We start from the raw sequence: 25,007 nt of genomic DNA on the forward strand, positions 1-25,007 counted from the left end.
GATTAAGTACGCTCCGTCTTGCTCAGCCACATATCGCGCATGGAGCCGTCTTTGATCTGCATCGGATAGACGTGCTCGCTGGTATCGACCGAAATATCGATCACCACCAGACGATCTTTCATGGCGAACGCCTCTTCCATCTTCGACTTCAAGTCTTTCGAATCGGTGATGCGCACGCCGACGTGACCGTAGGCCTCAGCCAGTTTGACGAAGTCAGGCAGCGACTCCATATAAGAGTGCGAGTGGCGGCTGCCATAGCTCATGTCCTGCCACTGACGAACCATCCCCAGAACACCGTTGTTCAGGATGACGATTTTCACCGGCAAGCCATATTGCAGGCAGGTCGACAGCTCCTGGATGTTCATCTGGATGCTGCCTTCACCGGTGACGCAGGCAACGTCGTCATCCGGGAAGCTCAACTTGATGCCCATGGCCGCCGGGAAACCGAAGCCCATGGTGCCCAGACCACCGGAGTTGATCCAGCGGTTCGGCTTGTTGAACGTGTAGTACTGCGCCGCGAACATCTGGTGCTGGCCCACGTCGGAAGTGATGAAGGCATCGCCTTTGGTCACTTCGCACAGGGTCTCGATCACGGTCTGTGGCTTGATCAGGCTGCCGTCGCCCTTTTCATATGGGAACAGGCCGCGATCACCGCGCCACTCATCGACTTGCTTCCACCAACTGGCAACGGACTCCTTGTTCGGGGTCTCGCCGATTTCCTTGAGGATCGCGACCATTTCGGTCAGGACGCTCTCCACCGGGCCAACGATTGGCACGTCGGCCTTGATGGTCTTGGAGATCGAAGCCGGGTCGATGTCGATGTGGATGATCTTGGCGTTCGGGCAGAACTTCGCCGCGCCGTTGATCACACGGTCATCGAAACGCGCGCCGACAGCCAGGATCACGTCGGCATGGTGCATCGCCAGGTTGGCGGTGTAGCTGCCGTGCATGCCGAGCATGCCGATGAACTGCCGGTCGGTGCCAGGGAAACCGCCCAGGCCCATCAAGGTGTTGGTCACTGGCAGGTTGAGCATTTTCGCCAGTTCGGTCAGCGGTGCGGAACCGTTGCCGAGGATCACGCCGCCACCGGAATAGAGCACTGGGCGTTTGGCTGCCAGGAGCATTTCTGCCGCCTTGCGGATTTGCCCGGAGTGACCGCGGACGGCCGGGCTGTAGGAACGCAGCTTGGCTTTTTTCGGGAAGATGTATTCGAACTTCTCGGCCGGGTTGGTCATGTCTTTCGGGATATCGACCACGACCGGGCCCGGACGACCGGACTGCGCCAGGTAGAAGGCCTTCTTCATGACTTCCGGGATTTCCGAGGCGTGCTTGATCATGAAGCTGTGCTTCACGATCGGCCGGGAGATACCGATCATGTCGGTTTCCTGGAACGCGTCGGTGCCGACCATGGTGCTTGGCACCTGACCGGAAATGATCACCATTGGAATCGAATCCATATAGGCGGTGGCGATACCGGTGATGGCGTTTGTGGCGCCAGGACCTGATGTCACCAATACCACGCCGGCTTTACCGGTGGCACGGGCGTAACCGTCAGCCATATGGGTGGCCGCTTGTTCGTGACGAACCAGGATGTGGGTCACTTCCGGTTCTTTGAACAGGGCATCGTAAACATGAAGAAGAGCACCACCCGGGTACCCGTAGATATATTTGACGCCTTCGTCACGCAAGAAGCGGACGAGCATCTCACCGCCAGATAAAAGCTCCACGTTGTTCACCTCTAAAACGCCAGAATACCGTCCACACAAAAGGGGCGGGTCTTAATAGGTTTACTTCTCGGCAGAGCATGAGCGACGGTGGTCGCCGACTACGTCAGCACTGACTGAGCAAGTATTGGGATCGTCCCAAGTGTTGCGGGCCTTTCCCACCCAGCGCGAGGTAACGCGTTGCGGGTGTAACAGGTCGACGCGGATATGCGCCTCATGATCTACCGAGTGGGTCTGCTTCTGGCAGTCCCTCTACAGCGGACTTTGGATTCTTCTGTTTCGCCCTCTCCAAGTCAAGCCGTCAATGTGCTTAATTGTGGGTAAGCACATGAGAACGCAAGAAAAAACCTGAAAACAGCTACTCTGTTAGCGTCAATTGCGCAATTTTGCCAAGGAATCAGCATGCGAACGCTTCTGTTAACTCTGCTGATCGGCCTCAGCCCCTGGTGCTCGGCCGCTCAAATCTACAAATGGGTAGATGCCCAGGGCGTCACGCACTTCGATGCGCAGCCACCGCAAGGGCTGCCGGCGACGACTGTGCAGACGCCCTCCTCGCCCCCAACGAAACCTGCCGCCATGCCTGGCAGTGGTGCGCTGGGCGATCAGAAAGCCATCGACGACAAGGTGAAGAAACAGGTGGCGGAGCAGCAGGCGCAGCTCAAGGCATTTTGCGAACAGGCACGGACGAACCTGGCGCAATTGCAGAACAATCCGCGGTTGAGGGAGGAAGTGGAAGGACAATTACGGCGGCTGGATGATGCGCAGCGGCAGGAGCGCATTGTCGAAGCGCAGAAGCAGATTGCGCAGAACTGCGAATAAAAATCTGTAGGAGCTGCCGCAGGCAGCTCCTACAGGGGATCGGCTCTAGCGGGAAGCGGTGATCAGCAGGTCAAACTCTTTGAGCAGCACCTGCAGCTGTCGATCCTTGCCCTGCAGATTGCGCTGGGCGAAGACCATTTCAGCCATTTCCTGAATACCCGAGGCATTAGGCAGCGGCAGATCCTGTTCGAGGATCATCTTCATTCGCGGCAGGAAGATCCATTGCAGCCATTGCTCGAAATCCAGCGTGTCGACCGAAAACGGTTCGACACTACTCAGGGCTTCGGCCGATGGCTGAACGTCATCCCACCAACCCTGCGCGCGCAGTTCACGCTCGATCAGCAGCAACTGATCGGCGATTTTCGGGAAACGGGAATCCATCACAGCGAAACCTTGGCCTTCTGACGAGCCAGCGCTGCGCCGGCGGAATCGCCTTGTTTCTCACGGGACTGCGCGATGATCTCCCACAGGTTGGCCTGCAAGTCCGGACGACCGTTGGCCATGGTCAGCGCACGACGGGCGAACTGCTCCGCCTGTGGCGCGTCGCCTTGGGCCATGCGCACTTGCGCCAGACGATAGAGCACTTGCGGCTCACGCGGGGCAACGCGTTGAGCGCGCTCCAGGCTGGAAGACGCACCGTTGAGGTCGCCACCGGCCTGCTGCTGTTGCGCAGTGGTCAGCAAGGCGAGAACCGGGCCATCGAGCTGTTCGTCCGCCGACAGACCACCGCCACTGCTGGCCGAAGGAATCCCGCTTGGCGTCGAAGGCATGCTGTAGCTGCCGGAGTTGATCGGTGCCGACTCTACCGGCGACGGGTTGTACGGCCCTGCGGTGATTCCGCCGGAAGCCGGGCCCGGAACGATCGGCGAGGAGCTGATCGGTGCCGATGTTGTGGCGCCGCCACCCGGCACCATCACCACCACGCCGGTATCGCCTTGCGGGATGGCCTGGGATTGCGCCTGACCCTGGACTGGGCGTTTGACCGTCGTCTTGCGGAAACCGCCGTTGGCCGACAGCCGTTCGCTGTTGGATACGGCTGTGCCGGAGTCCACCACCGGGATCGAACCACGCTGCACGGTAGAGCAGCCGCTGAGCAAAGCCACGGCAGTCACCGCTGGAATCAACCACTTGTTCACTTGAAACCCTCTTTGCTTAATTCATCCAGCCCTTGACCCAATCCATCACCGACTCCGGCGAGGCAGGCGTTTCGCTTGCACACGCGGCGCCGGGTGGCGGTTCGCTGCCGCGAATATACGGCATCTGCACCGCCCCCGGACAGTTGGCATCGGAGCCTTGCCCGGTACGCGAATCGACCCACGCCTGCACAATGTTGTCCGGCTGCGGCATGTCTAGCGGCAGCGGATCGGCTTTGCGCATGAAACTGGTCCAGACCTGCAATGCACCGGTCGCCCCGGTGAACGGGGTCTTGCCGTTGTCGTCGCGACCCAGCCAGACCACCGCCAGCAGATCCTGACTGAAACCGGCGAACCAGCTGTCACGCGAATCGTTACTGGTACCGGTCTTGCCGGCCAGCGTCAGGGTCTTTGGCAGCACGTTATAAACCGAGCTGCCGGTACCTTCACGCATCACACGCTGCATGGCGTTCTGGATCAGGTAGATGGACGCCGGATCGAAACGCTGCTCGATCTGGAACGGATAACGCTTGAGTGGTTCGCCATCGGCGGTCAGCACACTGCGAATCCCGCGCATCGGCGTATTGAAACCACCGTTGGCGAGGGTCTGATACATGGTCGCCACTTCGATCGGGGTCATGCCGCCAGCCCCGAGCAGCATCGACGGGAACGCCGGGAATTCCCGGGTCACGCCCAGACGCGCAAGGGTCTTGAGCACATTCGGCACACCGACTTCCAGACCCAGGCGCGAGGTCGACAGGTTGTACGAATGCGCCAGCCCTTGATAGAGGAAGACTGTGCCGTGGGAGCGACGGTCGTAGTTCTGTGGCTTCCACACCTGGCCGTCCGCGCCTTTGATCGACAGCGGATCATCCGACAGCCAACTGGTCAGCGTGTAACGGCTCGGTTTTTCCAGTGCGGTCAGATACACCGCTGGCTTGACCAGGGAACCGATCGGCCGCACGGCGTCCAGCGCCCGGTTGAAACCGGCGTAACTGGCCTGACGACTACCGATCATCGCCTGCACTTCGCCGGTTTCCGGGTTGGTCACGACCATCGCTGCTTCCACGTCATCGGAGCCCTTGCGTCCAGCCAGGCGTTTAAAGGTGTCATTCACCGACGCTTCGGCCTTCATCTGCAGAATCGGGTCGAAACTGGTGAAGATCCGCAGGCCTTCTTCGGTCAAGTCTTCGTCACGGTAGTCTTCACGCAACTGGCGTTTGACCAGATCGATAAAGCCCGGGAACGAGCTGTCGGCAAGCTTGCCGCGCGTGGTCACGCCCAAGGGCATTTTCTTCGCCGCTTCAACCTGTTCGGCAGTCGCCACGCCTTGCTGCTCAAGCACGTCGAGCACCAGGTTACGCCGTTCCAGCGCACGCTCGGGATTGCGGCGCGGGTTGTAGTAGGACGGGCCCTTGACCATGCCGACCAGCAAAGCGACCTGATGCAGCTTCAGCTCGGACAGTGGCTGACCAAAGAAGAACTGACTGGCCAGACCAAAGCCGTGCACGGCACGCTGACCGTCCTGGCCGACAAAGACTTCGTTGAGGTAGGCCTCAAGAATTTCCTTCTTGTCGTAGTGCAGCTCCAGCAGCATCGCCATCATCGCTTCGGTGAGCTTGCGGCTCAGGCTGCGCTCGTTGGTGAGGTAGAAGTTCTTCACCAGTTGCTGGGTCAGCGTACTGCCACCCTGGGTCATCTTGCCGCCAGAGGTGTTGACCCAGATCGCCCGGGCAATCGACTTCGGCGACACGCCCCAGTGACTGTAATAGTCGCGGTCTTCCACCGCTACCAGGGTTTCCAGCAGGTACGGTGGCACCTGATCGAGCTTGATCAGGATGCGGTCTTCGAGGTTTTTCGGGTAGATGCCGCCGATCATCAGCGGCTCGAGCCGCACCACGGACAATTTACCGCCGTTGAGCCCGGAGAGCTCGGCCACATAGTCGCCAGAGAAACGCACGCGTACTGGCTGGGCTTTTTCCAGGCCTTCATAGAACTGGAAGCCGCGGGTATTCAGATCAACGGTATTGCCGTTGACGGCAGCAGCGCCAGGGCCATTGCTCACGGCTTCGCGGCGATAGCCCAAGGCATCGAGCTCGGTGAGGAAATCTTCCTTGCTGAGCTTTTGTCCGACGAACAGCTCAAGCGGACGCGCGTATACCTTGGCCGGGATGGTCCAGCGCTTGCCGGAGAACTTCTCCTGCACCACGGCATCGAGGTAAACGGCGAAGCCGGCCAGCACCACAAGGCCGACCAGACTGAGTTTAATGGCCCAGCTCAACCATGGGCTGAGGCCCTTGGAGACTGGTTTTTTCTTGGTACGGGGGGATCGAGTTCGAGTCATGGCGGCGGATTATACGCACTTTATTCATACTCAACAGGAGCGCTCCGAGGTTTGCGTCAGGCTGGCGAGCGGCCATAATGGCGACCTCGAATTTCCCAGTCTCTGAAGGATCGCCCGTGAGCCAGTCCCTGATCGCTGCCCTGCAAAACCCGGCCCTCTACCCGCACCCCGTCGAAGGGTTCCAGGTCATCGAAACCCATATCTCGTGGGTGATCCTCACCGGCCCGTTTGCTTATAAAGTGAAGAAGCCGGTGAATTTCGGCTTCCTCGACTTCACTGGCCTAGAGTCGCGCGCACATTTCTGCGCTGAAGAACTGCGTCTGAACCAGCGTCTGACCGACGATTTGTATCTGGACGTGTTGCCGGTGACCGGCAGCGTCGAGGCGCCACAACTGGGTGGCGACGGCCCGGTGATCGAATATGTGCTGAAGATGCGTCAATTCCCGCAGACCGGCCTGCTCAGCACCCTGCAGGCCAACGGTGAGCTGACCACTCAGCACATTGATGAAATGGCCGAGCAGATCGCCAAATTCCACCTCAGTGCGCCAAAAGTCCCGGCCGACCACGAGGCCGGTACCCCGGACAGCGTGATGGCCCCGGTGCGCCAGAACTTCGAGCAGATCCTGCCGTTCCTCAGCGACAAAAACGATCTGCTGCAACTCGAGGCCCTGCAAGCCTGGGCTGAGAGCAGCTTCGAACGCCTCAAACCACTGTTCGCCCAGCGCAAGGCCGAGGGTTTCACTCGCGAATGCCACGGTGACATCCACCTGGGCAACGCCACTGTCATCAATGGCAAAGTGGTGATCTTCGACTGCATCGAGTTCAACGAACCGTTCCGCTTCACTGACGTCTGGGCCGACACCGGTTTCCTGGCGATGGACCTGGAAGACCGTGGCCTGAAATCCCTGGCCCGCCGCTTCATCAGCCAGTACCTGGAGCTGACCGGCGACTATCAAGGCCTGGAAGTGCTGAACTTCTATAAAGCCTACCGCGCACTGGTTCGCGCCAAAGTTGCACTGTTCAGCATGCCGGCGGACGCCACCCCGGTGCAGCGCGCCACCACCCTGCGCCAGTACCGCAACTACGCCAACCTGGCGGAAAGCTACAGCACCATTCCTTCGCGCTTCATGGCCATCACCCACGGCGTATCGGCTGTCGGCAAGAGCCACGTGGCGATGCGTCTGGTCGAAGCGCTGGGCGCGATTCGCCTGCGTTCCGACGTCGAGCGCAAGCGCCTGTTCGGTGAGCAGACCGTAGCTAACGACGTGCAGGCGGGGATTTACAGTGCCGACGCCAGCGCCGCCACTTATGCCCGTCTGCATGAGATTGCCGGAGTGATCCTGCACGCCGGTTTCCCGGTAGTGATCGATGCGACCTACCTCAAGCGCGAGCAACGCGACAACGCCGCTCAAGTCGCCGAAGCCACCGGCACGCCGTTCCTGATCCTCGACTGCAACGCACCGCAAGCCGTGATCGAGAGCTGGCTGGCGATTCGTCAGGCTGACAAGAAAGATCCTTCCGACGCCACGCTGGCGGTAATAGAGGCCCAGCAGGCCAGCCGCGAAGCGCTGACGCCAGAAGAAATTCTGCGCAGCAAACGCGTACAGACCAATGAAAGCGGGACCCTCGACACCGTAGTTGCACAGATCCGCCAGCGCCTGCCAGGCCTGTAAGAAACTATTTCGGCCGTGAAGCCCTCGCTTGCTTCACGGCCGTCAAATAGTGGCACTATACTGGCGTCATAAAACCAACAGGTGATGTGACATGAGCCAGCCGAAACTTCTCGACACCCCGCTTTATGCCCTGCTGCACAAAGACGACATCACAGGCTTCAACAAGGAACGCCCGAACGACGGCCCGATCGACATGGTTGGTGGCGACTTTCGTGGTCTCGACTTGCGTGAACTGAACGCCGATGGCGTGGATTTCCGGGACGCCTACTTCCGTTCTGCCGATTTGCGTGGCATCGACTTCCGTAATGCATCACTCGAAGGCGCGAGCCTGGCCCATGCGCAGATTTCCGGCGCGTACTTCCCGCCGGAACTGAGTGCGGACGAGATCCTGATGTCGATGAATTTCGGCACCCGCCTGCGCTATCGCACTCGCTGAGCACCATCGGCAGCCCCTGACACAACACCCTCCCCTTGTAGGAGTGAGCCTGCTCGCGATAGCCGACTGACATTCAAAATGGATGTCGGCTGTTACGCCGCTATCGCGAGCAGGCTCACTCCTACAGTTGTATGCGTCACACTCCTTACTATTGCATTCGCCAGATCTCATCGCCTTTCTTAGAAGCGTTTGCGTCGAATCCGACCAAACAACCACGCTTTTCCTACTGATGGCTACACTCCTGAGAAGATCGCCCACGCACCATTCGGCCGTCGCAAGGAGGCTTGATGAATGATGAACTGCAACACCTGAAGAATCTTGGCAAGACGTCGGCGCAGTGGCTGCATGCCGTGGGCATCCACAGCGCCTCGGACTTGCGTCGCCTGGGGGCGGTGGACGCCTATCGGGCCGTGCGTACCCGCGGGTTTCGCGCATCAAAGGTGTTGTTGTACGCGATCGAAGGGGCGCTGATGGATGTGCACTGGAACGACATCCCGGCCGAACGCAAAGACGCCTTGAACAAGCAGCTCGAAGCCATTTCCTCGCGCCACAAGAACTGAACAGGCACTGACGGCCATGTATCTGCTCGGAGAACAATCGGCACCGGTCGATGCACTGATCAATCGCTTGCAGAGCTTGCCCGCGCGCTGGCTGGAAGGCCTTGCGCCGTGCGGGCCAGCCTTTGAGACAGAAATCTCTGACGACCTGATGGAGCAGCTCCCACACGATCAGCTGTTTCTGCTGACAGAAGGCGTGATCCACGGCTATATCGGCGGTCGTGCGCTCTTTTACTGGCAGGAAGGCGATCTGCTCGGTCTACAGCAAGGTGACGCCTGGGCCGATTGCCGACTGCGCAGCGAAGGGCCATCGCGCTTGTTGCCCTATCGGCGAACCGAACTGTTCCAGCATTTGTATGCCGAACCGGGCCGGGCCGAACAGTGGCTTGAGTATCTGCTGGGGCAGATGGCGCTGCTGGCTCACGCGGTGGCCGAACTGAAGCCACGGGAGTTTCGCAGCACCAATGGCTTCAAACGGGTCGAGAGTGGTGAGGTGTTGATCCGGCAGGGCGATGCCGCTGATCACGTCTTCGTGATCATCGAGGGGCATGCCGAAGCGTTTGTTGATGGGCACAAGGTCGGCGAAGTGCCCAAGGACGAGATTTTCGGCGCCATGGCGGTGTTCACCGGTGAACCGCGCAATGCCACTGTCATCGCTCGCGAGCCAAGCACGGTGATGCTGATTCCAGGCGAGCAGTTTCTGAGCATGACCCGTAACAATCCGAAGATTGCCCACAGCCTGATTGAGAGCATGGCCAGGCGCATCGGCCAGCTTAATCAGCAGATCACGCAACTGAGTGCGATCAAGGCTGCGCGTTAAGCCCCCTGTTTCCGGGACATTCCGGCCATTTGCACGACTAAATCAAGCAAACGGAAAAACAGTGGTTGACTCGCTAATGAGAATCGCTATGATTATCACAACTGGTCGCGAGATCAGTCGATATTCTGAAAAGCCCTTGGTTCGGACTCTCAGATTATCTCCTCATCAGGCTAATCACGGTTATTTGACCCGGTTTTTACCGGGTCTTTTTTTGCCTGTGGAAAAGTCATTGCCCGAACTGTTTGCGCATCTGTGCGCAGTAATCCTGCGCGGGCGTGGCCGGGGTGTACCAGACGTAATCGGCCATCGCCGCAGTCACCTCGGCGCCCTGCTCGGCCAGCATCAGCACCGTTGGCGCTTGGGCTGCGCCCAGATCCAGAACATGCAGCGGCACGCCAGCATCCTTGCGCGCATGCCAGGCACCCGTCAGCAGCAAGGCTGGCATCGGCGCTGCCAGCAAACGTTCGGCCATGCGTCGATCGCGCTGTTGCTGAACCGCGAGCATCGCCGGCATCTGTGATTTGGGCAGCAAGCCGCAATGTGAATCGCTGATCTGTTCGAGCAGCGTGGCTTTCACCAATGCCGCATTGCTGCGAACACCGCTCAGGGCTGGCGACTGGCGGTAGACAGCGCGGATTTCACTGTCATCCAGATTGGCCGCCAACAGCGGATAGGGTTGCGTGAGGGCAAACCGAATGATCGGTCCATAGAAATTCCAGTCCCAGCCATCCTGCCAGGCCAACGCGGCGGGAAGATCAGTAGGGGGCGCTGCTGCATGGCGAACCTGGTCAACGTTCGGCTGTTGCTTCGGCGTGAGCATTTCCAGCAGCAGACTGCCCTGAGGACGCTGCTCCCCAAGTGCCTGCAACAGCCACAACTGCGCGGCGTGGTGATCGGCGTTGTCATGCTGCTCGCCGATGATGAGCAGTTGCGGCCCCGACAGACGCGTCAGCAGTTCCTGTGCCGTCAGTATCTGGCCGCTGTGCAGATCACGAATTTCGCCACTGATTGGCGGGGGCGGGGCAACATGCTGACACCCTGCAAGCAGCAACACCGCTAACAACCACATCCCGCGCATACCAACACCTCGATGAGAAATCAGCGGGCGATGATCAGCGGATGCCCGCGCTCCGGGTGCGGTTGCACCAAAACCTCAAGGCCGAACACGGCCTTGAGCGTATCCGGTCGCAAGACTTGCTGCGGCGTATCCAGCGCCACCGGGCGCCCGCCTTCGAGCAGCAACACCCGATCACAATAGCGCGCCGCGAGATTCAGATCATGCAGGATGACCAGCACCGCCGCGCCACGATCGGCAAACTCGCGCACCGCCTGCAACGTGGTGTGTTGATGCAAGGGATCGAGCATCGAGGTCGGCTCATCCAGCAACAGGGTTTGTCCGGCCTGCCCTGGCCATAGCTGCGCCAGCACCCGCGCCAGATGGACACGCTGGCGCTCGCCACCCGACAACGCCAGATAACTGCGCCCGCTCAGATGCCCGGCATCCGCAGCGGCCAGCGCTGCCGCAACGATCTCGTCGTCGCGCGCCCGACCGCTCTGATAAGGCAGACGGCCCATGCCGACCACTTCTTCCACGCGAAAGGCAAAATCCAGGGTCGACACCTGCGGCAACACCGCCAGGCGCTGAGCGCGCTGCGTACCTGTCCAGTGACTCAGCACCTTGTCGTCGAGCAACACCTCACCTTCACTGGCCGCCAGCTCACCGCACAGGGCACCGAGCAAGGTGCTTTTGCCGGCACCGTTCGGTCCGAGCACACCCAACACCTCACCGGGTTCAAGCTGCAGGGTGACGTCGCTGAGGACGGTCTTGCGTCCGCGACGGATGTGCAGATTGTGCGCACGCAGCATCAGGCACGACCTCGCAGCAACAGGTAGAGGAAGAACGGCGCGCCGATAAACGCCGTGACGATACCGATCGGCAACTCCGCCGGCGCCAGCGCCAGCCGCGCCACCAGATCCGCCAGCAACAACAGGCTCGCACCCGCCAGTACCGACGCTGGCAGCAACACCCGGTGATCGGGCCCCGCCAATAAACGCACCAGATGGGGCACCACCAGCCCGACGAAACCGATCATCCCGGCTGCCGCTACCGCCGCGCCAACACCCAACGCCGTGCAGAACACCAATTCACGTTTGAGCCGTTCGACATCAATCCCCAGGTGCCCGGCTTCGGACTCCCCGAGCAGCAACGCATTCAGCGCCTTGGCACGCCGCGGCAACCACAGCGCGACGCCAGTGCTGATAATCAGCAACGGCCACAAACGCGCGTAACTGGCGCCATTGAGGCTGCCCAGATTCCAGAAAGTCAGCGTACGCAAAGTCGCGTCATCCGCCAGATAGGTGAACAGACCCACCGCCGAGCTTGCCAATGCCGTCAGGGCGATCCCGGCCAGCAGCATGGTCGCGACGTTAGTCTGGCCGTTGCGCCGACCGAGCCGATAGACCAGCGCCGTCACCCCCAGTCCACCGAGAAACGCGCACGCCGACAACAGGTACGGCCCGAACCACTCCGGCAAACCGCCAAAAAATGACCCGCCGACAATCGCCACCGCCGCACCCAGCGCTGCCCCACTGGAAACCCCGACCAACCCGGGATCGGCCAGCGGATTGCGAAACAAGCCCTGCATCGCCACACCGGACAACGCCAGCACACCGCCGACAGCCAATCCAAGCAAGGTGCGCGGCAGACGGATTTGCCCGAGAATCAGCTCAGCCTGCTCCAGCCCATCCGGCGCCAGCGGCACGCCGAGCATGCGCAGAGCCGCGCGTAACGTATCGAACAGCGGCAGACTCACCGGCCCCAACGCCAACGACAGCCAGATGGCCAGCAAACACAGAAGCGCCAGGCCGATAAACAGGCTTCGTGGTTTGACCAATACGGTCATTGGCCGCTCGCGGTCGGGTAGAAGCCGTCAGACAAATCCTTCAGTGCCGCCGGTAAACGCGGCCCGAGCCCGCCGACCAGCAGCGTCGGATCCAGCTCCAGCACCCGCCCGGCCTTGGCCGCACGACTTGAATTGAGAATGGGGTTTTCCTTGAACAGCGCGGCTTTCGCCGCCTCGCCGCTCAACGCGCGATCAGCAAACACCAGCACCTCAGGATCGAGTCCGGCCAGCGACTCCACGGAGAACGGTTTGTAACCGGTATGCGTCGCCAGGTTATGTCCGCCGGCCCGTTGCAGCAGCCAGTCGGCGGCAGTGTCCTTGCCGGCAATCAATGGCTTGCCGCCGGCATGCCCGATCAGCACCAGCACACCGGGCGCTTTATGTTTGGTCTGCAACTCGGCGACTCGGGCTTTCTGCGCGGTTAGCTGCTGTTGATAACTTTCCAGCAACTGCGCCGCCTGGGCTTGCGCGCCGAGCAACTGCCCGAGATGCGTGATGTTTTTTTCCAGTGTCGGCAGATCCGGCTGCGCCGAGAACAGTTCGACATGTACCTTGGCATTTTTCACTTGAGCGATAACCGGTGGCGGGCCCATTTCTTCGGTGCCAATGAGGATGTCCGGGCGCAGACTGAGAATGCCTTCTGCCGAGAGACTGCGTTGATAGCCGATGCTGGGCAGCTTCTTCAGCGATTGCGGATGCTGGCTGGTGGTGTCGACGCCGACCAGTTTAGATTCGCCGCCCAACACGCTCACCCACTCCGATAGCGCGCCACCGGCACTGACCCAACGTTGTGGCAAATCGGCAGCTGTCGCCTGAAGGCTGGCGAGCAGTCCGACACACAGCACGGCAACGCGGGTAATCAGGCGCATACGCAGCTTTCCTTGAAAAGTTTTCCCGGGCAGCGAACCTGCGGGCCAAGTATCCTTGACGGCGGTTGCGCGCAGTGGGCGAAGGCGGCCATTTGATAATTGTTTGCATTTAAACGTCAAGCTCGGACATTTCCTGAAACGAGCAGACATTTGAGGATAGCCATGAAGTTTTTGTGCGCCGGCGCCGATCTCGCTGAGGCCGGCAGCCGCGGTTTCGACATCGACGGCAACAAACTGTTTGCCGTGCGCCGCAATGGTCAGGCCTATGTTTATCTCAACCGTTGCCCGCATCGCGGCGTCGGTCTGGAATGGCACCCCGACCAGTTTCTCGACCCGAGCAACAGCCTGATCCAGTGCGCCACCCACGGCGCACTGTTTCTGATCGAGGACGGCGAATGCGTCGCCGGGCCCTGCGCCGGGCAATCCCTGACCGCCATCCCCTGCCGCGAAGACGCACAGGGGCTGTGGATAGATGTTTAACCGCTGAGCAAAACGTCCAGCCGCCGGTCGATCACCATCTCTTCGTGGTTCAAGCGCACACCGTAGGCCAACACCTCGACCCCGCACGCCACCGCTTCACGCAGGGCATCCGCGTACGCCGAATCGATTTCTTCGGCCGGTCGCACCGCTTCAATCCCGCTGAGATTGACGCAATACAACTGCACCGCACGAATACCGTCACGGGCCAGATGCGCCAGCTCGCGCAGATGCTTGGCGCCGCGCTGGGTAACTGCGTCGGGAAAGGCCGCGACATTCGTCCCGTCGAACCCCAAAGTGACACTCTTCACTTCCACATAAGCCGGCCCGCTCGGGTATTCAAGGCGGAAATCGATACGGCTTTTTTCCTGACCGTATGCCACTTCGCGTTTAAGCGCCGTGAAGCCGTTCAACTCGCTGATGACACCGGCCTGCAGCGCCTCTTCAACGAGGGCGTTGGCGCGGCCGGTGTTCACGCAGAACAGTCGACCCTGCGGCGTTTCCCCGATTTCCCAAGTGCCGGGCAGTTTGCGCTTCGGGTCGTTTGAGCGACTGAACCACACTTGCCCGCCTTCGACCTGACAGTTGAGCATCGAGCCGGTATTCGGGCAGTGCAGGGTCAACAACTCGCCATTGACCGTTTCAACGTCCGCCAGAAAACGTTTGTAGCGACGAATCAGCCGCGCCTCTTCCAGAGCCGGATAAAAGCGCATCAGCCTTGCCAGCTCTTCAAGCCGCGAGCGATACGTTCCACCGCTTCCTGTAAGCGAGGGAGGTTTTGCGTGTAAGCAAAACGCACATGGTGACTGGCCTGATAACGCCCGAAGTCCAGCCCTGGAGTAAAGGCAACATGCTCGGTTTCGAGGAAATGTCGACAGAACGCGAAGGCATCACCGCCGAACTGACTGATATCTGCATACAAGTAGAACGCACCTTCAGGCTCGACGGCGATATTGAAACCCAATTCGCGCAACGCCGGCAGCAGGAAGTCGCGGCGGCGGCCAAATTCGGCGCGGCGCTCTTCGAGGATGCAGATGGTGTCCGGCTCGAAGCAGGCCAAAGCGGCGTACTGCGCCATGCTCGGGGCGCTGATGTAGAGGTTTTGTGCGAGTTTTTCCAGCTCACTGACGGCCGCATCCGGCGCCACCAGCCAGCCGAGCCGCCAACCGGTCATGCCGAAATATTTGGAGAAACTATTGAGGACAAAGGCGCTGTCATCCACTTCCAGCACGCTGGCGGCATCGGTGCCATAAGTCAGGCCGTGGTAGATCTCGTCCACCACCAGATGCCCGTGCCGCGCCTTGATCGCGGTGGATAACCCGGCCAGTTCATCGCGGGTCAGGATGGTACCGGTGGGGTTGGCTGGCGATGCCACCAACGCACCAACGCTGTCGTGATCCCAGTGACGTGTCACCAGATCCGGGGTCAGTTGGTAACGCACCTCCGGCCCGACCGGCACCAGTTGCGCCGCGCCTTCGACCAGTCGCAGAAAGTGCCGGTTGCACGGGTAGCCCGGATCCGCCAGCAGCCAGTGTTTGCCCGGATCGACCAGCAAGGCACTGGCCAGCAACAGCGCACCCGAGCCACCCGGCGTGATCAGGATCCGCCGCGGATCGATGTTCAAACCGTAACGCGATTGATAGAACCCGGAAATCGCCTCGCGCAGTTCAGGAATACCGCGCGCCGCGGTGTAGCGGGTCTTGCCCGCCGTCAGCGCAGCCTGCCCGGCACGGATGATCGGCTCGGCCGTGGTGAAGTCCGGCTCGCCGATTTCCAGGTGGATCACGTCGTGACCTTCGCCCTGCAGTTCGTTGGCCCGCGCCAGCAGCGCCATCACATGGAACGGTTCGATCGCACGACTGCGCGCACTGTAAGGCTGAGCCATTGGTTTTCCTTCGACGGGGAAAAAGAGACGATTCTACCCATCTGCCGGAACGAGCGAGAACCCGTCGCGGTCACAGCCTCAAGAACGCTGGACTGTAACGATATGAGCGTACGCTCCAGGATTGACTAAAATCAGTGATTGAACAGGCTTTCAACAGCGCCAGACACGGCTTGCCAAACATCTGCAAGCGCCACCCGCCGGGGCCTCGACATCCGGGAGTAGCGCAGGCCGAATTGATCTGGTAAGTTCGCCCGCTTGCAGCCGCAGGGCCGGCAGGTGTCGGTGATGGAGCAATCCTGCGCAATGGATTACAAGAGTAGAGGCGGTCCATTTCATGCCCACCCAAGCAAAGCAACAGCAGCAAACGGCGATCAGTGGCTTCGAACCCTATGTTCAGGCCAAAGACGAAGAGTACATGGGCAAGCCCATGCGCGCGCACTTCACCAAGATCCTGACCAAGTGGAAACTGGACTTGATGCAGGAAGTCGACCGCACTGTTGATCACATGAAGGACGAAGCAGCCAACTTCCCCGACCCGGCCGACCGTGCCAGTCAGGAAGAAGAGTTCGCCCTCGAACTGCGCGCCCGTGATCGCGAGCGCAAGCTGATCAAGAAGATCGACAAGACACTGCAGTTGATCGAAGACGGTGAATACGGTTGGTGCGATTCCTGCGGCATCGAGATCGGCGTCAAGCGCCTCGAAGCCCGTCCTACCGCCGACATGTGCGTCGACTGCAAGAACCTCGCTGAAATCAAGGAAAAGCAGGTCGGCAAGTAATCTCGACCTGAACGAAAAACGGAGCGTGCGAACGCTCCGTTTTTGTTTCTGCCTTTTGCCTTTGCCCTTTTGCCTTGCTTTTGTGGGAGGGGGCTTGCTCCCGAATGCGGCCGGCCATTCAACATCCAGGTTGTCTGAACTGACGCTTTCGCGAGCAAGCCCGCTCCCACAGGGGTAATGTTTCTACCTTTTGCCCTGTTTGCGCTTTTGGTGGGAGGGGGCTTGCTCCCGAATTCGGTGTGTCATTCAACATCAAAGATGTCTGAGCCGACGCTTTCGCGAGCAAGCCCGCTCCCACAGGGGTAATCTGCGCGAATCCTGAAAAGTTATATTGTCCAAATGACTGCCAAAACCGCCCCCGCCTACATCGGCCGCTTCGCCCCCACCCCCAGTGGCCACCTGCACTTCGGCTCGCTGGTTGCCGCCCTCGCCTCTTACCTCGACGCGCGCGCGGTCGGCGGGCGCTGGCTGGTGCGCATGGAAGATCTCGATCCGCCCCGGGAAGAGCCCGGCGCGCAGGCGGCGATTCTCAAGGCGCTGGAAAGCTACGGTTTCGAATGGGACGGCGAAATGGTGCGCCAGAGTGACCGGCACGACGCCTACGCCGAAGTCCTCAACAGTCTGTTCAATCACGGCCTGGCCTACGCCTGCACCTGTTCGCGCAAGCAGCTGGAGCCGTATCACGGCATTTACCCGGGCTTGTGCCGCAATGCCGGCCATGAGCAGCAAGACGCGGCGATCCGCCTGCGCGTGCCGGAACTGGAATACCACTTCATCGACCGCGTGCAGGGCGAGTTCCGCCAGCATCTGGGGCGCGACGTCGGCGATTTCGTGATTCGCCGCCGCGACGGCCTCTACGCCTATCAACTGGCCGTGGTGCTGGATGACGCCTGGCAAGGCATCACCGACATCGTACGCGGTGCCGACCTGCTCGATTCCACGCCGCGCCAGCTCTACCTGCAAGAACTGTTGGGCCTGCGTCAGCCGCGCTATCTGCACTTGCCATTGATCACGCAGCCGGACGGCAACAAACTCGGCAAATCCTACCGTTCGCCGCCGCTTGAGGCGGATCAGGCCACTCCTTTGCTGCTGCGGGCCCTGCGAGCGCTGGGACAAAACCCCGGTGCCGAACTGGCCCATGCCACACCCGAGGAATTGCTCAAATGGGGCGCAGCCCACTGGGATGCGACAAAGATCCCGCGCACACTGACCCTGCCCGAAGCGCAACTGCAATGACGACACTTGCAGTGGCGCGCCCATCCGTTACCATCGCCGCACGTTTTCGGGCACGCGCATAAAAAAGAGAGGCCGGGATGTACATCTATCGCTTGGTCCTGCTTCTGGTCGTGGGAATCTATCTGTTTTCGCCAGCCATCATGGATTGGTGGATCGACGCCACGGGCGCCTGGTATCGGCCGTATCTGCTCTGGTTGATCCTGATTGTCGTGACCTTCATCCTGCAGAGCCAAAAAGATGCCGATGAGCTTTAGCCTGACCCAGATGATCCTGGTCAGCGCCGCGTACCTGACGGTGCTGTTCGGCGTCGCCTGGATCAGCGAACGGGGCATGATCCCGCGAGCGATCATTCGCCACCCGCTGACCTACACCCTGTCGCTGGGGGTCTACGCCAGTGCGTGGGCGTTTTACGGCACCGTGGGCCTGGCCTATCAGTACGGCTACGGCTTTCTCTCCAGTTACCTCGGGGTGTCCGGCGCGTTTCTGCTGGCGCCGGTGCTGCTGTATCCGATCCTGAAAATCACCCGCACCTATCAACTGTCGTCGCTGGCGGATCTGTTCGCCTTCCGCTTCCGCAGTACCTGGGCCGGCGCACTGACCACGATCTTCATGCTGATCGGCGTACTGCCGCTGCTGGCGTTGCAGATTCAGGCGGTGGCCGACTCCATCGGCATCCTCACCGGCGAGCCGATCCAGAGCCGCGTCGCGCTGGCGTTCTGTGCGCTGATCATTCTGTTCACGATCTTCTTCGGCTCCCGGCATATCGCCACCCGCGAGAAACACGAAGGGCTGGTGTTCGCGATTGCCTTCGAATCGGTGATCAAACTGATAGCCCTCGGCGGCGTCGGCCTCTATGCGCTGTACGGCGTGTTCGACGGCCCGCAACAGCTTGAACTGTGGCTGCTGCAAAACCAGACCGCCCTCGCCGCGTTGCACACGCCGCTGCAGGAAGGGCCGTGGCGCACGCTGTTGCTGGTGTTTTTCGCCTCGGCGATCGTGATGCCGCACATGTACCACATGACCTTCACCGAAAACCTCAACCCGCGCTCGCTGGTCAGTGCCAGTTGGGGCCTGCCGCTGTTCCTGTTGCTGATGAGTCTGGCGGTGCCGTTGATTCTCTGGGCCGGCCTGAAGCTCGGCGCCACCACCGATCCGGAATACTTCACCCTCGGCATCGGCATTGCCGCCAACAGCAAACCGCTGGCCTTGCTGGCGTACGTCGGCGGATTGTCAGCGGCCAGTGGCTTGATCATTGTCACCACCCTGGCACTGTCGGGCATGGCGCTGAACCATCTGGTGCTGCCGCTCTATCAGCCGCCGGCCGAAGGCAATATCTATCGCTGGCTGAAGTGGACCCGCCGGGCGCTGATCGTTGCGATCATCATGGCCGGTTTCTGCTTTTACCTGATGCTCGGCGCCGGACAGGACCTGGCCAACCTCGGCATCGTCGCCTTCGTTGCAACCTTGCAATTCCTGCCCGGCGTGCTCTCGGTGCTGTACTGGCCGACCGCCAACCGTCGCGGCTTTATCGCCGGCTTGCTGGCGGGGATACTGGTGTGGGTGGTGACCATGCTGTTGCCGCTGGTCGGCAACCTGCAGGGTTTCTACATTCCACTGCTGAACATGATCTACGTGCTGGACGACACCAGCTGGCACATGGCGGCGATCGCCTCGCTGGCGGCCAACGTGCTGATGTTCACCCTGATCTCTCTGTTCACCAACGCCAGCCCTGAAGAAGCCAGCGCCGCCGAAGCCTGCGCGGTGGATAACGTGCGCCGTCCGCAACGTCGTGAACTGCACGCCGCCTCGCCCCAGGAGTTCGCTACGCAACTGGCCAAACCGCTAGGCGCCAAGGCGGCGCAGAAAGAAGTCGAGCAGGCCCTGCGCGACCTCTATCTGCCGTTCGACGAACGCCGTCCTTATGCCTTGCGCCGCTTGCGCGACCGCATCGAAGCCAACCTCTCCGGCCTGATGGGCCCGAGCGTGGCGCAGGACATGGTCGAAACCTTCCTGCCGTACAAGGCTGGCGGCGAGAACTACGTAACCGAAGACATCCACTTCATTGAAAGCCGCCTCGAGGACTACCACTCGCGCCTCACCGGGCTGGCCGCTGAGCTCGACGCCTTGCGCCGCTACCACCGCCAGACCCTGCAGGAACTGCCAATGGGCGTCTGCTCGCTGGCCAAGGATCAAGAGATCCTGATGTGGAACAAGGCCATGGAAGAACTCACCGGCATCGCCGCGCAACGGGTGGTGGGTTCGCGCCTGAGCACCATCGCCAATCCGTGGAAGCAATTGCTGCAAGGCTTCATCAACCTGCCCGATGAACATTTGCACAAGCAGCACCTGGCCCTAGACGGCCAGACCCGCTGGCTCAATCTGCACAAAGCAGCGATCGATGAGCCGTTGGCCCCGGGCAACAGCGGCCTGGTGCTGCTAGTGGAAGACCTGACCGAAACCCAAATGCTTGAAGACAAACTGGTGCACTCCGAGCGTCTGGCGAGCATCGGCCGACTGGCGGCGGGTGTGGCCCATGAAATCGGCAACCCGATCACCGGTATCGCCTGTCTGGCGCAGAACCTGCGCGAAGAGCGTGAAGAAGATGGCGAACTGACGGAAATCAGCGGGCAGATTCTCGAACAGACCAAGCGCGTGTCGCGCATTGTGCAGTCGCTAATGAGCTTCGCCCACGCCGGCAGCCACCAGCACAGCGACGAACCCGTCTGTCTGGCCGAAGTCGCGCAGGATGCAATTGGCCTGCTGGCGCTGAACCGGCGCAACTTCGAAGTGCAGTTCTACAACCTGTGCGACCCCGATCACTGGGTCGAAGGCGATCCGCAGCGCCTCGCCCAGGTGCTGATCAATCTGCTCTCCAATGCCCGCGACGCCTCGCCGCCGCACAGCGCCGTACGGGTCAAGAGTGAAGCCGGCGAACACACGGTCGATCTGATCGTCGAAGACGAAGGCAGTGGTATTCCGCAGAACATCATGGACCGATTGTTCGAACCTTTCTTCACCACCAAGGATCCGGGTGAAGGTACCGGTCTGGGCCTTGCACTGGTCTATTCCATCGTTGAAGAGCATTATGGACAAATCACCATCGACAGCCCGGCTGATGTACAAAGCCAGCGCGGCACCCGTATCCGGGTGACCTTACCGCGTCATGTCGAAGCGACGTCCGCTGTGAACTGAGACCGTCGAGAGTATCGAATCAATGCCGCACATTTTGATCGTCGAAGACGAAACCATTATCCGCTCCGCCTTGCGCCGCCTGCTGGAACGTAACCAGTATCAGGTCAGCGAAGCCGGTTCTGTGCAGGAAGCACAAGAACGCTTCAGTATTCCCACATTCGATCTGATCGTCAGCGACCTGCGCCTGCCTGGCGCCCCCGGCACAGAGCTGATCAAGCTTGGCCAGGGCAAACCGGTGCTGATCATGACCAGCTACGCCAGCCTGCGCTCGGCGGTCGACTCGATGAAGATGGGCGCGGTGGACTACATCGCCAAGCCTTTCGATCACGATGAAATGCTCCAGGCCGTCGCACGGATCCTGCGTGATCACCAGTCGACGCCTGCCGCCGGCGAAGTGCCTGCCGGCAAAGCAGCCAATGGCAGCGGCAAGTCGTCTGTCGACAACAGCAACGGCGAGATCGGCATCATTGGCTCGTGCCCGCCGATGCAGGATCTGTACAGCAAGATCCGCAAGGTCGCACCGACCGATTCCAATGTCCTGATCCAGGGCGAGTCCGGCACCGGTAAAGAGCTGGTGGCCCGCGCCCTGCATAACCTGTCCAAGCGTGCCAAGGCACCGATGATTTCGGTGAACTGCGCAGCCATCCCGGAAAGCCTGATCGAGTCCGAACTGTTCGGCCACGAAAAAGGCGCGTTCACTGGCGCCAGCGCCGGTCGCGCCGGTCTGGTGGAAGCGGCGGACGGCGGCACGCTGTTCCTCGACGAGATCGGCGAACTGCCGCTGGAAGCCCAGGCCCGCCTGCTGCGCGTGCTGCAGGAAGGCGAGATTCGCCGTGTGGGTTCGGTGCAGTCGCAAAAAGTCGATGTGCGCTTGATCGCCGCGACCCACCGCGACCTCAAGAGCCTGGCGAAAATCGGCCAGTTCCGCGAAGACCTGTATTACCGCCTGCACGTGATTGCCCTGAAATTGCCGGCCCTGCGTGAACGTGGCGCCGACGTCAACGAAATCGCCACCGCGTTCCTCGCTCGCCAGAGTGCGCGCATCAACCGTACCGACCTGAAATTTGCCGCCGATGCCGAACAGGCCATCCGGCACTATTCCTGGCCGGGTAACGTGCGCGAGCTGGAAAACGCAGTCGAGCGCGCAGTGATCCTGAGCGAAAGCCCGGAAATCTCTGCCGACCTGCTGGGCATCGACATCGAGTTGAGCGATCTGGAAGACGACGAGTTCATCGGCTTGCCTGCGCAAACCGCAGGTAACACCAGCAACAGCAGCCATGAGCCGACGGAAGACCTGTCGCTGGAAGATTACTTCCAGCACTTCGTTCTTGAGCATCAGGACCACATGACCGAGACCGAACTGGCGCGCAAACTGGGCGTCAGCCGCAAGTGCCTGTGGGAACGCCGTCAGCGCCTGGGCATTCCACGGCGCAAGACCGGGGTCGCCAGCGAGAGCTGAACGTTACCTGTCGAGTGTGCGCGTAACGCTTGAAGATGTGAAAAAACTGTTACCTCAGTCCTTTCACGTAACAGAAGCCGGGGTTATCGGTAACGAAACCCCGGCTTTTTTTCGCCCCGAGAAAACCGTTATATCGACCTAACCCCTTGTTTTATTGGGCTTCGCAAAAGTTGGCACGGCACCTGCTATATGTTTGGTACAAGAACAATAACAAGCAATGCACAAGACAATAAAAATAAGACGAATCGACTCACGCACAATAAAAACAAGACGGCGAGAGGCGCAGCTAACTGATTCTTTTGGAGAGGCGTTGTATTTGGGGCTAGCCCCACGACCAGGCCGAGAACAACAAAAACTGTCCTAAGACAGAGCCTGTACTGGTTGGATCGCAAGATCACTGCAACACAGCGACCAAAGCAATCCGTTTGCTCTTGGCTCCCGATTGGGAGGGTCATGAAGGAAAAGCTTCATGGCGAGGGCACTCAACAAAAACAAGAAGCCCGAATCAATAATAAAAAGAGCACGCAACTACTTCTGGGGGAGCTTCGGCTCCCCTTGTAGTTTCTTCCCCCCCGCAAAAACCCGCCCCCAAAGCCTTTAGCCTGCGACTTACAGCGCAAATCCGCTGCGTCCTACACCATCCCCCGACTAAATGCTAGAATCTGCGCCCATCATGCGGTCATTCTTTGGTATGGCCGAACATTCCTTCAAACAGTGCATCCCATGCTGAAGAAGCTGTTCCAGTCATTCCGAACTCCCGTGCGTCGTACGCAACACATCCGCAGCACCCCTGAAGTGCTCAACAGCGGCCAACATTCGCTGCAGAAGGGGCAATTCAGCCGCTATGCGGTCAATATCGTCGAACGCTTGCAGGGCGCCGGCTACCAGGCCTATCTGGTCGGTGGTTGCGTGCGTGACATGCTGTTGGGCATCACGCCCAAGGACTTCGACGTCGCCACCAGCGCCACCCCCGAGCAAGTCCGTGCCGAATTCCGCAATGCGCGGATCATCGGTCGCCGCTTCAAACTGGTGCATATCCATTTCGGTCGCGAAATCATTGAAGTCGCGACCTTCCGCGCCAATCACCCGGTCAATGAAGACGACGAGGACAGCAACCAGTCTTCGCGCAACGAGAGCGGGCGGATTCTGCGTGACAACGTCTACGGCACCCTGGAAGAAGACGCGCAACGCCGCGACTTCACCATCAACGCCCTGTATTACGATCCGGTCAGCGAGCGCATTCTCGATTACGCCAACGGCGTACACGACATCCGCAATCACCTGATCCGCCTGATCGGCGATCCGAAGCAGCGTTACCAGGAAGACCCGGTGCGCATGCTGCGAGCCGTACGTTTCGCCGCCAAGCTGAATTTCGGCATCGAAAAACACACCGTGCAGCCAATTCGCGAACTGGCGCCGATGCTGCGCGAAATTCCGTCGGCCCGCCTGTTCGAGGAAGTGCTCAAGCTGTTCCTCTCCGGCCATGGCGCGATCACGTTCGAGATGCTGGTCGATCTGCAACTGTTCGCCCCGCTGTTCCCGGCCAGTGCCGACGCACTGGAGCACAACCCGGAATACACCCACACGCTGATCAGCGAAGCGCTGACCAACACCGACCTGCGCATCAAGCAGAACAAACCGGTAACCCCGGCGTTCCTGTTTGCCGCCCTGCTCTGGCCTGCCCTGCCGGCCCGCGTGTTGCGTCTGCAAGAGCGTGGCATGCCGCCGATTCCGGCGATGCAGGAAGGTGCGCACGAGCTGATCGCCGAGCAGTGCCAGCGCATCGCCATTCCAAAGCGCTTCACCATGCCGATCCGCGAAATCTGGGACATGCAGGAACGCTTGCCACGCCGCAGCGGCAAACGCGCCGACCTGCTGCTGGACAATCCACGCTTCCGCGCCGGTTACGACTTCCTGCTGCTGCGTGAAAGCGCTGGCGAGCAGACCGACAGTCTGGGCGAATGGTGGACGGACTATCAGGACGCCAACGACAGCGAACGTCGCGACATGATTCGCGAACTCAGCGGCAAGGGCGATGACGCCAGCGGCGCGCCGCGCAAACGTCGCCGCAGCAGCGGTTCCAAGCGCAAGCGCGCCGGAGCTCCGAGCGCCTCGGGCGAATAAGGCATGGAACGCATCTATATCGGCCTGGGCAGCAACCTCGCTGACCCGGCCGAACAATTGCGCAGCGCGCTCAACGCGCTGGGGCAATTGCCGCAGACGTCCCTTGCTGGTGTTTCGGCGTTCTATCAGAGCGATTCACTGCTGCCGGGACAACCGCGTTACACCAACGCGGTCGCCGCCCTCGACAGTGATCTCGCGCCGCTCGATCTGCTCGATGCGCTGCAAGCGATCGAAAACGATCAGGGTCGCGAGCGCCTGGAACGTTGGGGGCCGCGTACGCTGGATCTGGATATCCTGCTGTTCGGCGATCGGCTTATCGACGAGCCACGCCTGAAAGTCCCGCATTATCAGATTCAGGAAAGGGCGTTCGTTCTGTATCCGCTGGCCGAACTGGCTCCCGCAGACCTGCGCCTGGCCGATGGCCGCGCGCTGTCCGATCTGCTCGCCGCCTGCCCGTTCGTAGGCCTCGAACGCCTCGCGCACGCTTGAAACCACACCTCCTGTGGGAGCGGGCTTGCTCGCGAAAGCGTCGTGTCAGTCACTCAATCAGTCAACAGACCCACCGCTTTCGCGAGCAA

23 protein-coding genes are annotated in these 25,007 nt (G+C 60.6%); 13 read left to right on the forward strand and 10 right to left on the reverse strand.

The genetic code is table 11. The annotated features are described in order from the left end of the window. Positions 1-2 precede the first annotated feature (2 nt). Positions 3-1,727: an acetolactate synthase 3 large subunit gene (locus tag ACOYXI_RS14805; RefSeq protein WP_027614081.1), complete on the reverse strand. Its 1,725-nt coding sequence runs from the start codon at positions 1,725-1,727 to the stop codon at positions 3-5. A gap of 399 nt (positions 1,728-2,126) precedes the next feature. Between ACOYXI_RS14805 and ACOYXI_RS14810 the strand changes: the two genes are divergently transcribed. After that, a complete protein-coding gene (locus ACOYXI_RS14810) occupies positions 2,127-2,543 on the forward strand; it encodes a DUF4124 domain-containing protein (RefSeq protein WP_027614082.1) in 417 nt (138 codons plus the stop codon). A 45-nt stretch (positions 2,544-2,588) separates the two neighbouring features. Here the strand turns inward: ACOYXI_RS14810 and ACOYXI_RS14815 are convergent, their stop codons facing one another. The 3 genes from ACOYXI_RS14815 to mrcB are packed head-to-tail and all read right to left on the reverse strand — an operon-like array spanning position 2,589 to position 6,020. Then, positions 2,589-2,924 (reverse strand): YqcC family protein, encoded by a 336-nt coding sequence (locus ACOYXI_RS14815; protein ID WP_097089181.1) that lies wholly within the window; start codon positions 2,922-2,924, stop codon positions 2,589-2,591. Next, positions 2,924-3,679 carry a hypothetical protein gene (locus ACOYXI_RS14820; protein ID WP_098965620.1) on the reverse strand — a complete coding sequence of 252 codons (756 nt, stop codon included), beginning with the start codon at positions 3,677-3,679 and terminating at the stop codon, positions 2,924-2,926. The genes ACOYXI_RS14815 and ACOYXI_RS14820 overlap by 1 nt, the downstream gene beginning before the upstream one ends. Before the next feature lie 16 nt (positions 3,680-3,695). Beyond that, entirely contained in the window at positions 3,696-6,020 is a 2,325-nt protein-coding gene (gene mrcB, locus ACOYXI_RS14825) for a penicillin-binding protein 1B (RefSeq protein ID WP_096797539.1), read from the reverse strand. Positions 6,021-6,136: 116 nt separating this feature from the next. Here mrcB and ACOYXI_RS14830 point away from each other — a divergent pair, with 116 nt between their 5' ends. The 4 genes from ACOYXI_RS14830 (at position 6,137) to ACOYXI_RS14845 (ending at position 9,506) form a co-directional block, all read left to right on the forward strand. Further along, entirely contained in the window at positions 6,137-7,693 is a 1,557-nt protein-coding gene (locus tag ACOYXI_RS14830) for a bifunctional aminoglycoside phosphotransferase/ATP-binding protein (protein WP_134787338.1), read from the forward strand. Positions 7,694-7,784: 91 nt separating this feature from the next. Continuing rightward, entirely contained in the window at positions 7,785-8,129 is a 345-nt protein-coding gene (locus tag ACOYXI_RS14835; protein WP_098965625.1) for a pentapeptide repeat-containing protein, read from the forward strand. 287 nt (positions 8,130-8,416) lie between these two features. Further along, the gene (locus tag ACOYXI_RS14840; RefSeq protein ID WP_003228231.1) at positions 8,417-8,689 is read left to right on the forward strand and encodes a TfoX/Sxy family protein; all 273 of its coding nucleotides are present in this window, start codon (positions 8,417-8,419) and stop codon (positions 8,687-8,689) included. A 16-nt stretch (positions 8,690-8,705) separates the two neighbouring features. Continuing rightward, positions 8,706-9,506 (forward strand): Crp/Fnr family transcriptional regulator, encoded by an 801-nt coding sequence (locus ACOYXI_RS14845; protein WP_461674989.1) that lies wholly within the window; start codon positions 8,706-8,708, stop codon positions 9,504-9,506. Positions 9,507-9,732: 226 nt separating this feature from the next. Here the strand turns inward: ACOYXI_RS14845 and ACOYXI_RS14850 are convergent, their stop codons facing one another. From ACOYXI_RS14850 to ACOYXI_RS14865, 4 genes are read right to left on the reverse strand one after another with little or no spacing between them, the layout of a single operon-like run. Further along, a complete protein-coding gene (locus ACOYXI_RS14850; protein ID WP_210558652.1) occupies positions 9,733-10,584 on the reverse strand; it encodes a ChaN family lipoprotein in 852 nt (283 codons plus the stop codon). A gap of 20 nt (positions 10,585-10,604) precedes the next feature. After that, the gene (locus ACOYXI_RS14855; RefSeq protein WP_098965630.1) at positions 10,605-11,372 is read right to left on the reverse strand and encodes a heme ABC transporter ATP-binding protein; all 768 of its coding nucleotides are present in this window, start codon (positions 11,370-11,372) and stop codon (positions 10,605-10,607) included. Further along, positions 11,372-12,355 carry a FecCD family ABC transporter permease gene (locus ACOYXI_RS14860; protein ID WP_209318241.1) on the reverse strand — a complete coding sequence of 328 codons (984 nt, stop codon included), beginning with the start codon at positions 12,353-12,355 and terminating at the stop codon, positions 11,372-11,374. Before ACOYXI_RS14860 ends, ACOYXI_RS14855 begins: the two co-directional genes overlap by 1 nt. 50 nt (positions 12,356-12,405) lie before the next feature. Beyond that, positions 12,406-13,278, reverse strand: a complete 873-nt coding sequence (locus ACOYXI_RS14865; protein WP_461674990.1) for a heme/hemin ABC transporter substrate-binding protein — start codon at positions 13,276-13,278, stop codon at positions 12,406-12,408. Between the two features lie 162 nt (positions 13,279-13,440). Between ACOYXI_RS14865 and ACOYXI_RS14870 the strand changes: the two genes are divergently transcribed. Beyond that, positions 13,441-13,758 carry a Rieske (2Fe-2S) protein gene (locus ACOYXI_RS14870; protein ID WP_027614091.1) on the forward strand — a complete coding sequence of 106 codons (318 nt, stop codon included), beginning with the start codon at positions 13,441-13,443 and terminating at the stop codon, positions 13,756-13,758. Here ACOYXI_RS14870 and sfsA read toward each other — a convergent pair. Continuing rightward, positions 13,755-14,468, reverse strand: coding sequence for a DNA/RNA nuclease SfsA (sfsA, locus tag ACOYXI_RS14875; protein WP_135296575.1), 714 nt, complete (start codon positions 14,466-14,468; stop codon positions 13,755-13,757). The genes ACOYXI_RS14870 and sfsA overlap by 4 nt on opposite strands. Beyond that, positions 14,468-15,640 (reverse strand): pyridoxal phosphate-dependent aminotransferase, encoded by a 1,173-nt coding sequence (locus ACOYXI_RS14880; protein ID WP_461674991.1) that lies wholly within the window; start codon positions 15,638-15,640, stop codon positions 14,468-14,470. Before ACOYXI_RS14880 ends, sfsA begins: the two co-directional genes overlap by 1 nt. A gap of 334 nt (positions 15,641-15,974) precedes the next feature. Between ACOYXI_RS14880 and dksA the strand changes: the two genes are divergently transcribed. The 7 genes from dksA to folK all read left to right on the forward strand — a co-directional run bounded on the left by dksA (position 15,975) and on the right by folK (position 24,918). Beyond that, complete coding sequence (gene dksA / locus ACOYXI_RS14885; protein WP_007909922.1) at positions 15,975-16,418, forward strand: RNA polymerase-binding protein DksA; 444 nt, start codon at positions 15,975-15,977, stop codon at positions 16,416-16,418. Between the two features lie 339 nt (positions 16,419-16,757). Further along, complete coding sequence (gluQRS, locus tag ACOYXI_RS14890; protein ID WP_098965640.1) at positions 16,758-17,654, forward strand: tRNA glutamyl-Q(34) synthetase GluQRS; 897 nt, start codon at positions 16,758-16,760, stop codon at positions 17,652-17,654. A gap of 77 nt (positions 17,655-17,731) precedes the next feature. Continuing rightward, on the forward strand, positions 17,732-17,908 hold the full coding sequence (locus tag ACOYXI_RS14895; RefSeq protein WP_003176118.1) for a hypothetical protein: 177 nt from the start codon (positions 17,732-17,734) through the stop codon (positions 17,906-17,908). Continuing rightward, positions 17,892-20,846, forward strand: coding sequence for a sensor histidine kinase (locus ACOYXI_RS14900; RefSeq protein WP_027614096.1), 2,955 nt, complete (start codon positions 17,892-17,894; stop codon positions 20,844-20,846). The genes ACOYXI_RS14895 and ACOYXI_RS14900 overlap by 17 nt, the downstream gene beginning before the upstream one ends. A gap of 22 nt (positions 20,847-20,868) precedes the next feature. After that, positions 20,869-22,305, forward strand: a complete 1,437-nt coding sequence (locus ACOYXI_RS14905) for a sigma-54-dependent transcriptional regulator (RefSeq protein ID WP_103367311.1) — start codon at positions 20,869-20,871, stop codon at positions 22,303-22,305. A 723-nt stretch (positions 22,306-23,028) separates the two neighbouring features. Further along, entirely contained in the window at positions 23,029-24,429 is a 1,401-nt protein-coding gene (locus ACOYXI_RS14910; protein ID WP_461674992.1) for a polynucleotide adenylyltransferase PcnB, read from the forward strand. A gap of 3 nt (positions 24,430-24,432) precedes the next feature. After that, entirely contained in the window at positions 24,433-24,918 is a 486-nt protein-coding gene (gene folK / locus ACOYXI_RS14915; protein WP_461674993.1) for a 2-amino-4-hydroxy-6-hydroxymethyldihydropteridine diphosphokinase, read from the forward strand. Positions 24,919-25,007 lie beyond the last annotated feature (89 nt).

This window comes from Pseudomonas sp. G3-19 (genome assembly GCF_054855875.1).

Excerpts from the sequence above, each read along its gene's own strand:
- ACOYXI_RS14810 (WP_027614082.1), top strand. The coding sequence starts at position 2,127 with ATGCGAACGCTTCTGTTAACTCTGCTGATCGGCCTCAGCCCCTGGTGC.
- ACOYXI_RS14815 (WP_097089181.1), bottom strand. The coding sequence starts at position 2,924 with ATGGATTCCCGTTTCCCGAAAATCGCCGATCAGTTGCTGCTGATCGAG.
- mrcB (WP_096797539.1), bottom strand. The coding sequence starts at position 6,020 with ATGACTCGAACTCGATCCCCCCGTACCAAGAAAAAACCAGTCTCCAAG.
- ACOYXI_RS14835 (WP_098965625.1), top strand. The coding sequence starts at position 7,785 with ATGAGCCAGCCGAAACTTCTCGACACCCCGCTTTATGCCCTGCTGCAC.
- ACOYXI_RS14840 (WP_003228231.1), top strand. The coding sequence starts at position 8,417 with ATGAATGATGAACTGCAACACCTGAAGAATCTTGGCAAGACGTCGGCG.
- ACOYXI_RS14845 (WP_461674989.1), top strand. The coding sequence starts at position 8,706 with ATGTATCTGCTCGGAGAACAATCGGCACCGGTCGATGCACTGATCAAT.
- ACOYXI_RS14850 (WP_210558652.1), bottom strand. The coding sequence starts at position 10,584 with ATGCGCGGGATGTGGTTGTTAGCGGTGTTGCTGCTTGCAGGGTGTCAG.
- ACOYXI_RS14855 (WP_098965630.1), bottom strand. The coding sequence starts at position 11,372 with ATGCTGCGTGCGCACAATCTGCACATCCGTCGCGGACGCAAGACCGTC.
- ACOYXI_RS14865 (WP_461674990.1), bottom strand. The coding sequence starts at position 13,278 with ATGCGCCTGATTACCCGCGTTGCCGTGCTGTGTGTCGGACTGCTCGCC.
- ACOYXI_RS14870 (WP_027614091.1), top strand. The coding sequence starts at position 13,441 with ATGAAGTTTTTGTGCGCCGGCGCCGATCTCGCTGAGGCCGGCAGCCGC.
- sfsA (WP_135296575.1), bottom strand. The coding sequence starts at position 14,468 with ATGCGCTTTTATCCGGCTCTGGAAGAGGCGCGGCTGATTCGTCGCTAC.
- ACOYXI_RS14880 (WP_461674991.1), bottom strand. The coding sequence starts at position 15,640 with ATGGCTCAGCCTTACAGTGCGCGCAGTCGTGCGATCGAACCGTTCCAT.
- dksA (WP_007909922.1), top strand. The coding sequence starts at position 15,975 with ATGCCCACCCAAGCAAAGCAACAGCAGCAAACGGCGATCAGTGGCTTC.
- gluQRS (WP_098965640.1), top strand. The coding sequence starts at position 16,758 with ATGACTGCCAAAACCGCCCCCGCCTACATCGGCCGCTTCGCCCCCACC.
- ACOYXI_RS14895 (WP_003176118.1), top strand. The coding sequence starts at position 17,732 with ATGTACATCTATCGCTTGGTCCTGCTTCTGGTCGTGGGAATCTATCTG.
- ACOYXI_RS14900 (WP_027614096.1), top strand. The coding sequence starts at position 17,892 with ATGCCGATGAGCTTTAGCCTGACCCAGATGATCCTGGTCAGCGCCGCG.
- ACOYXI_RS14905 (WP_103367311.1), top strand. The coding sequence starts at position 20,869 with ATGCCGCACATTTTGATCGTCGAAGACGAAACCATTATCCGCTCCGCC.
- ACOYXI_RS14910 (WP_461674992.1), top strand. The coding sequence starts at position 23,029 with ATGCTGAAGAAGCTGTTCCAGTCATTCCGAACTCCCGTGCGTCGTACG.
- folK (WP_461674993.1), top strand. The coding sequence starts at position 24,433 with ATGGAACGCATCTATATCGGCCTGGGCAGCAACCTCGCTGACCCGGCC.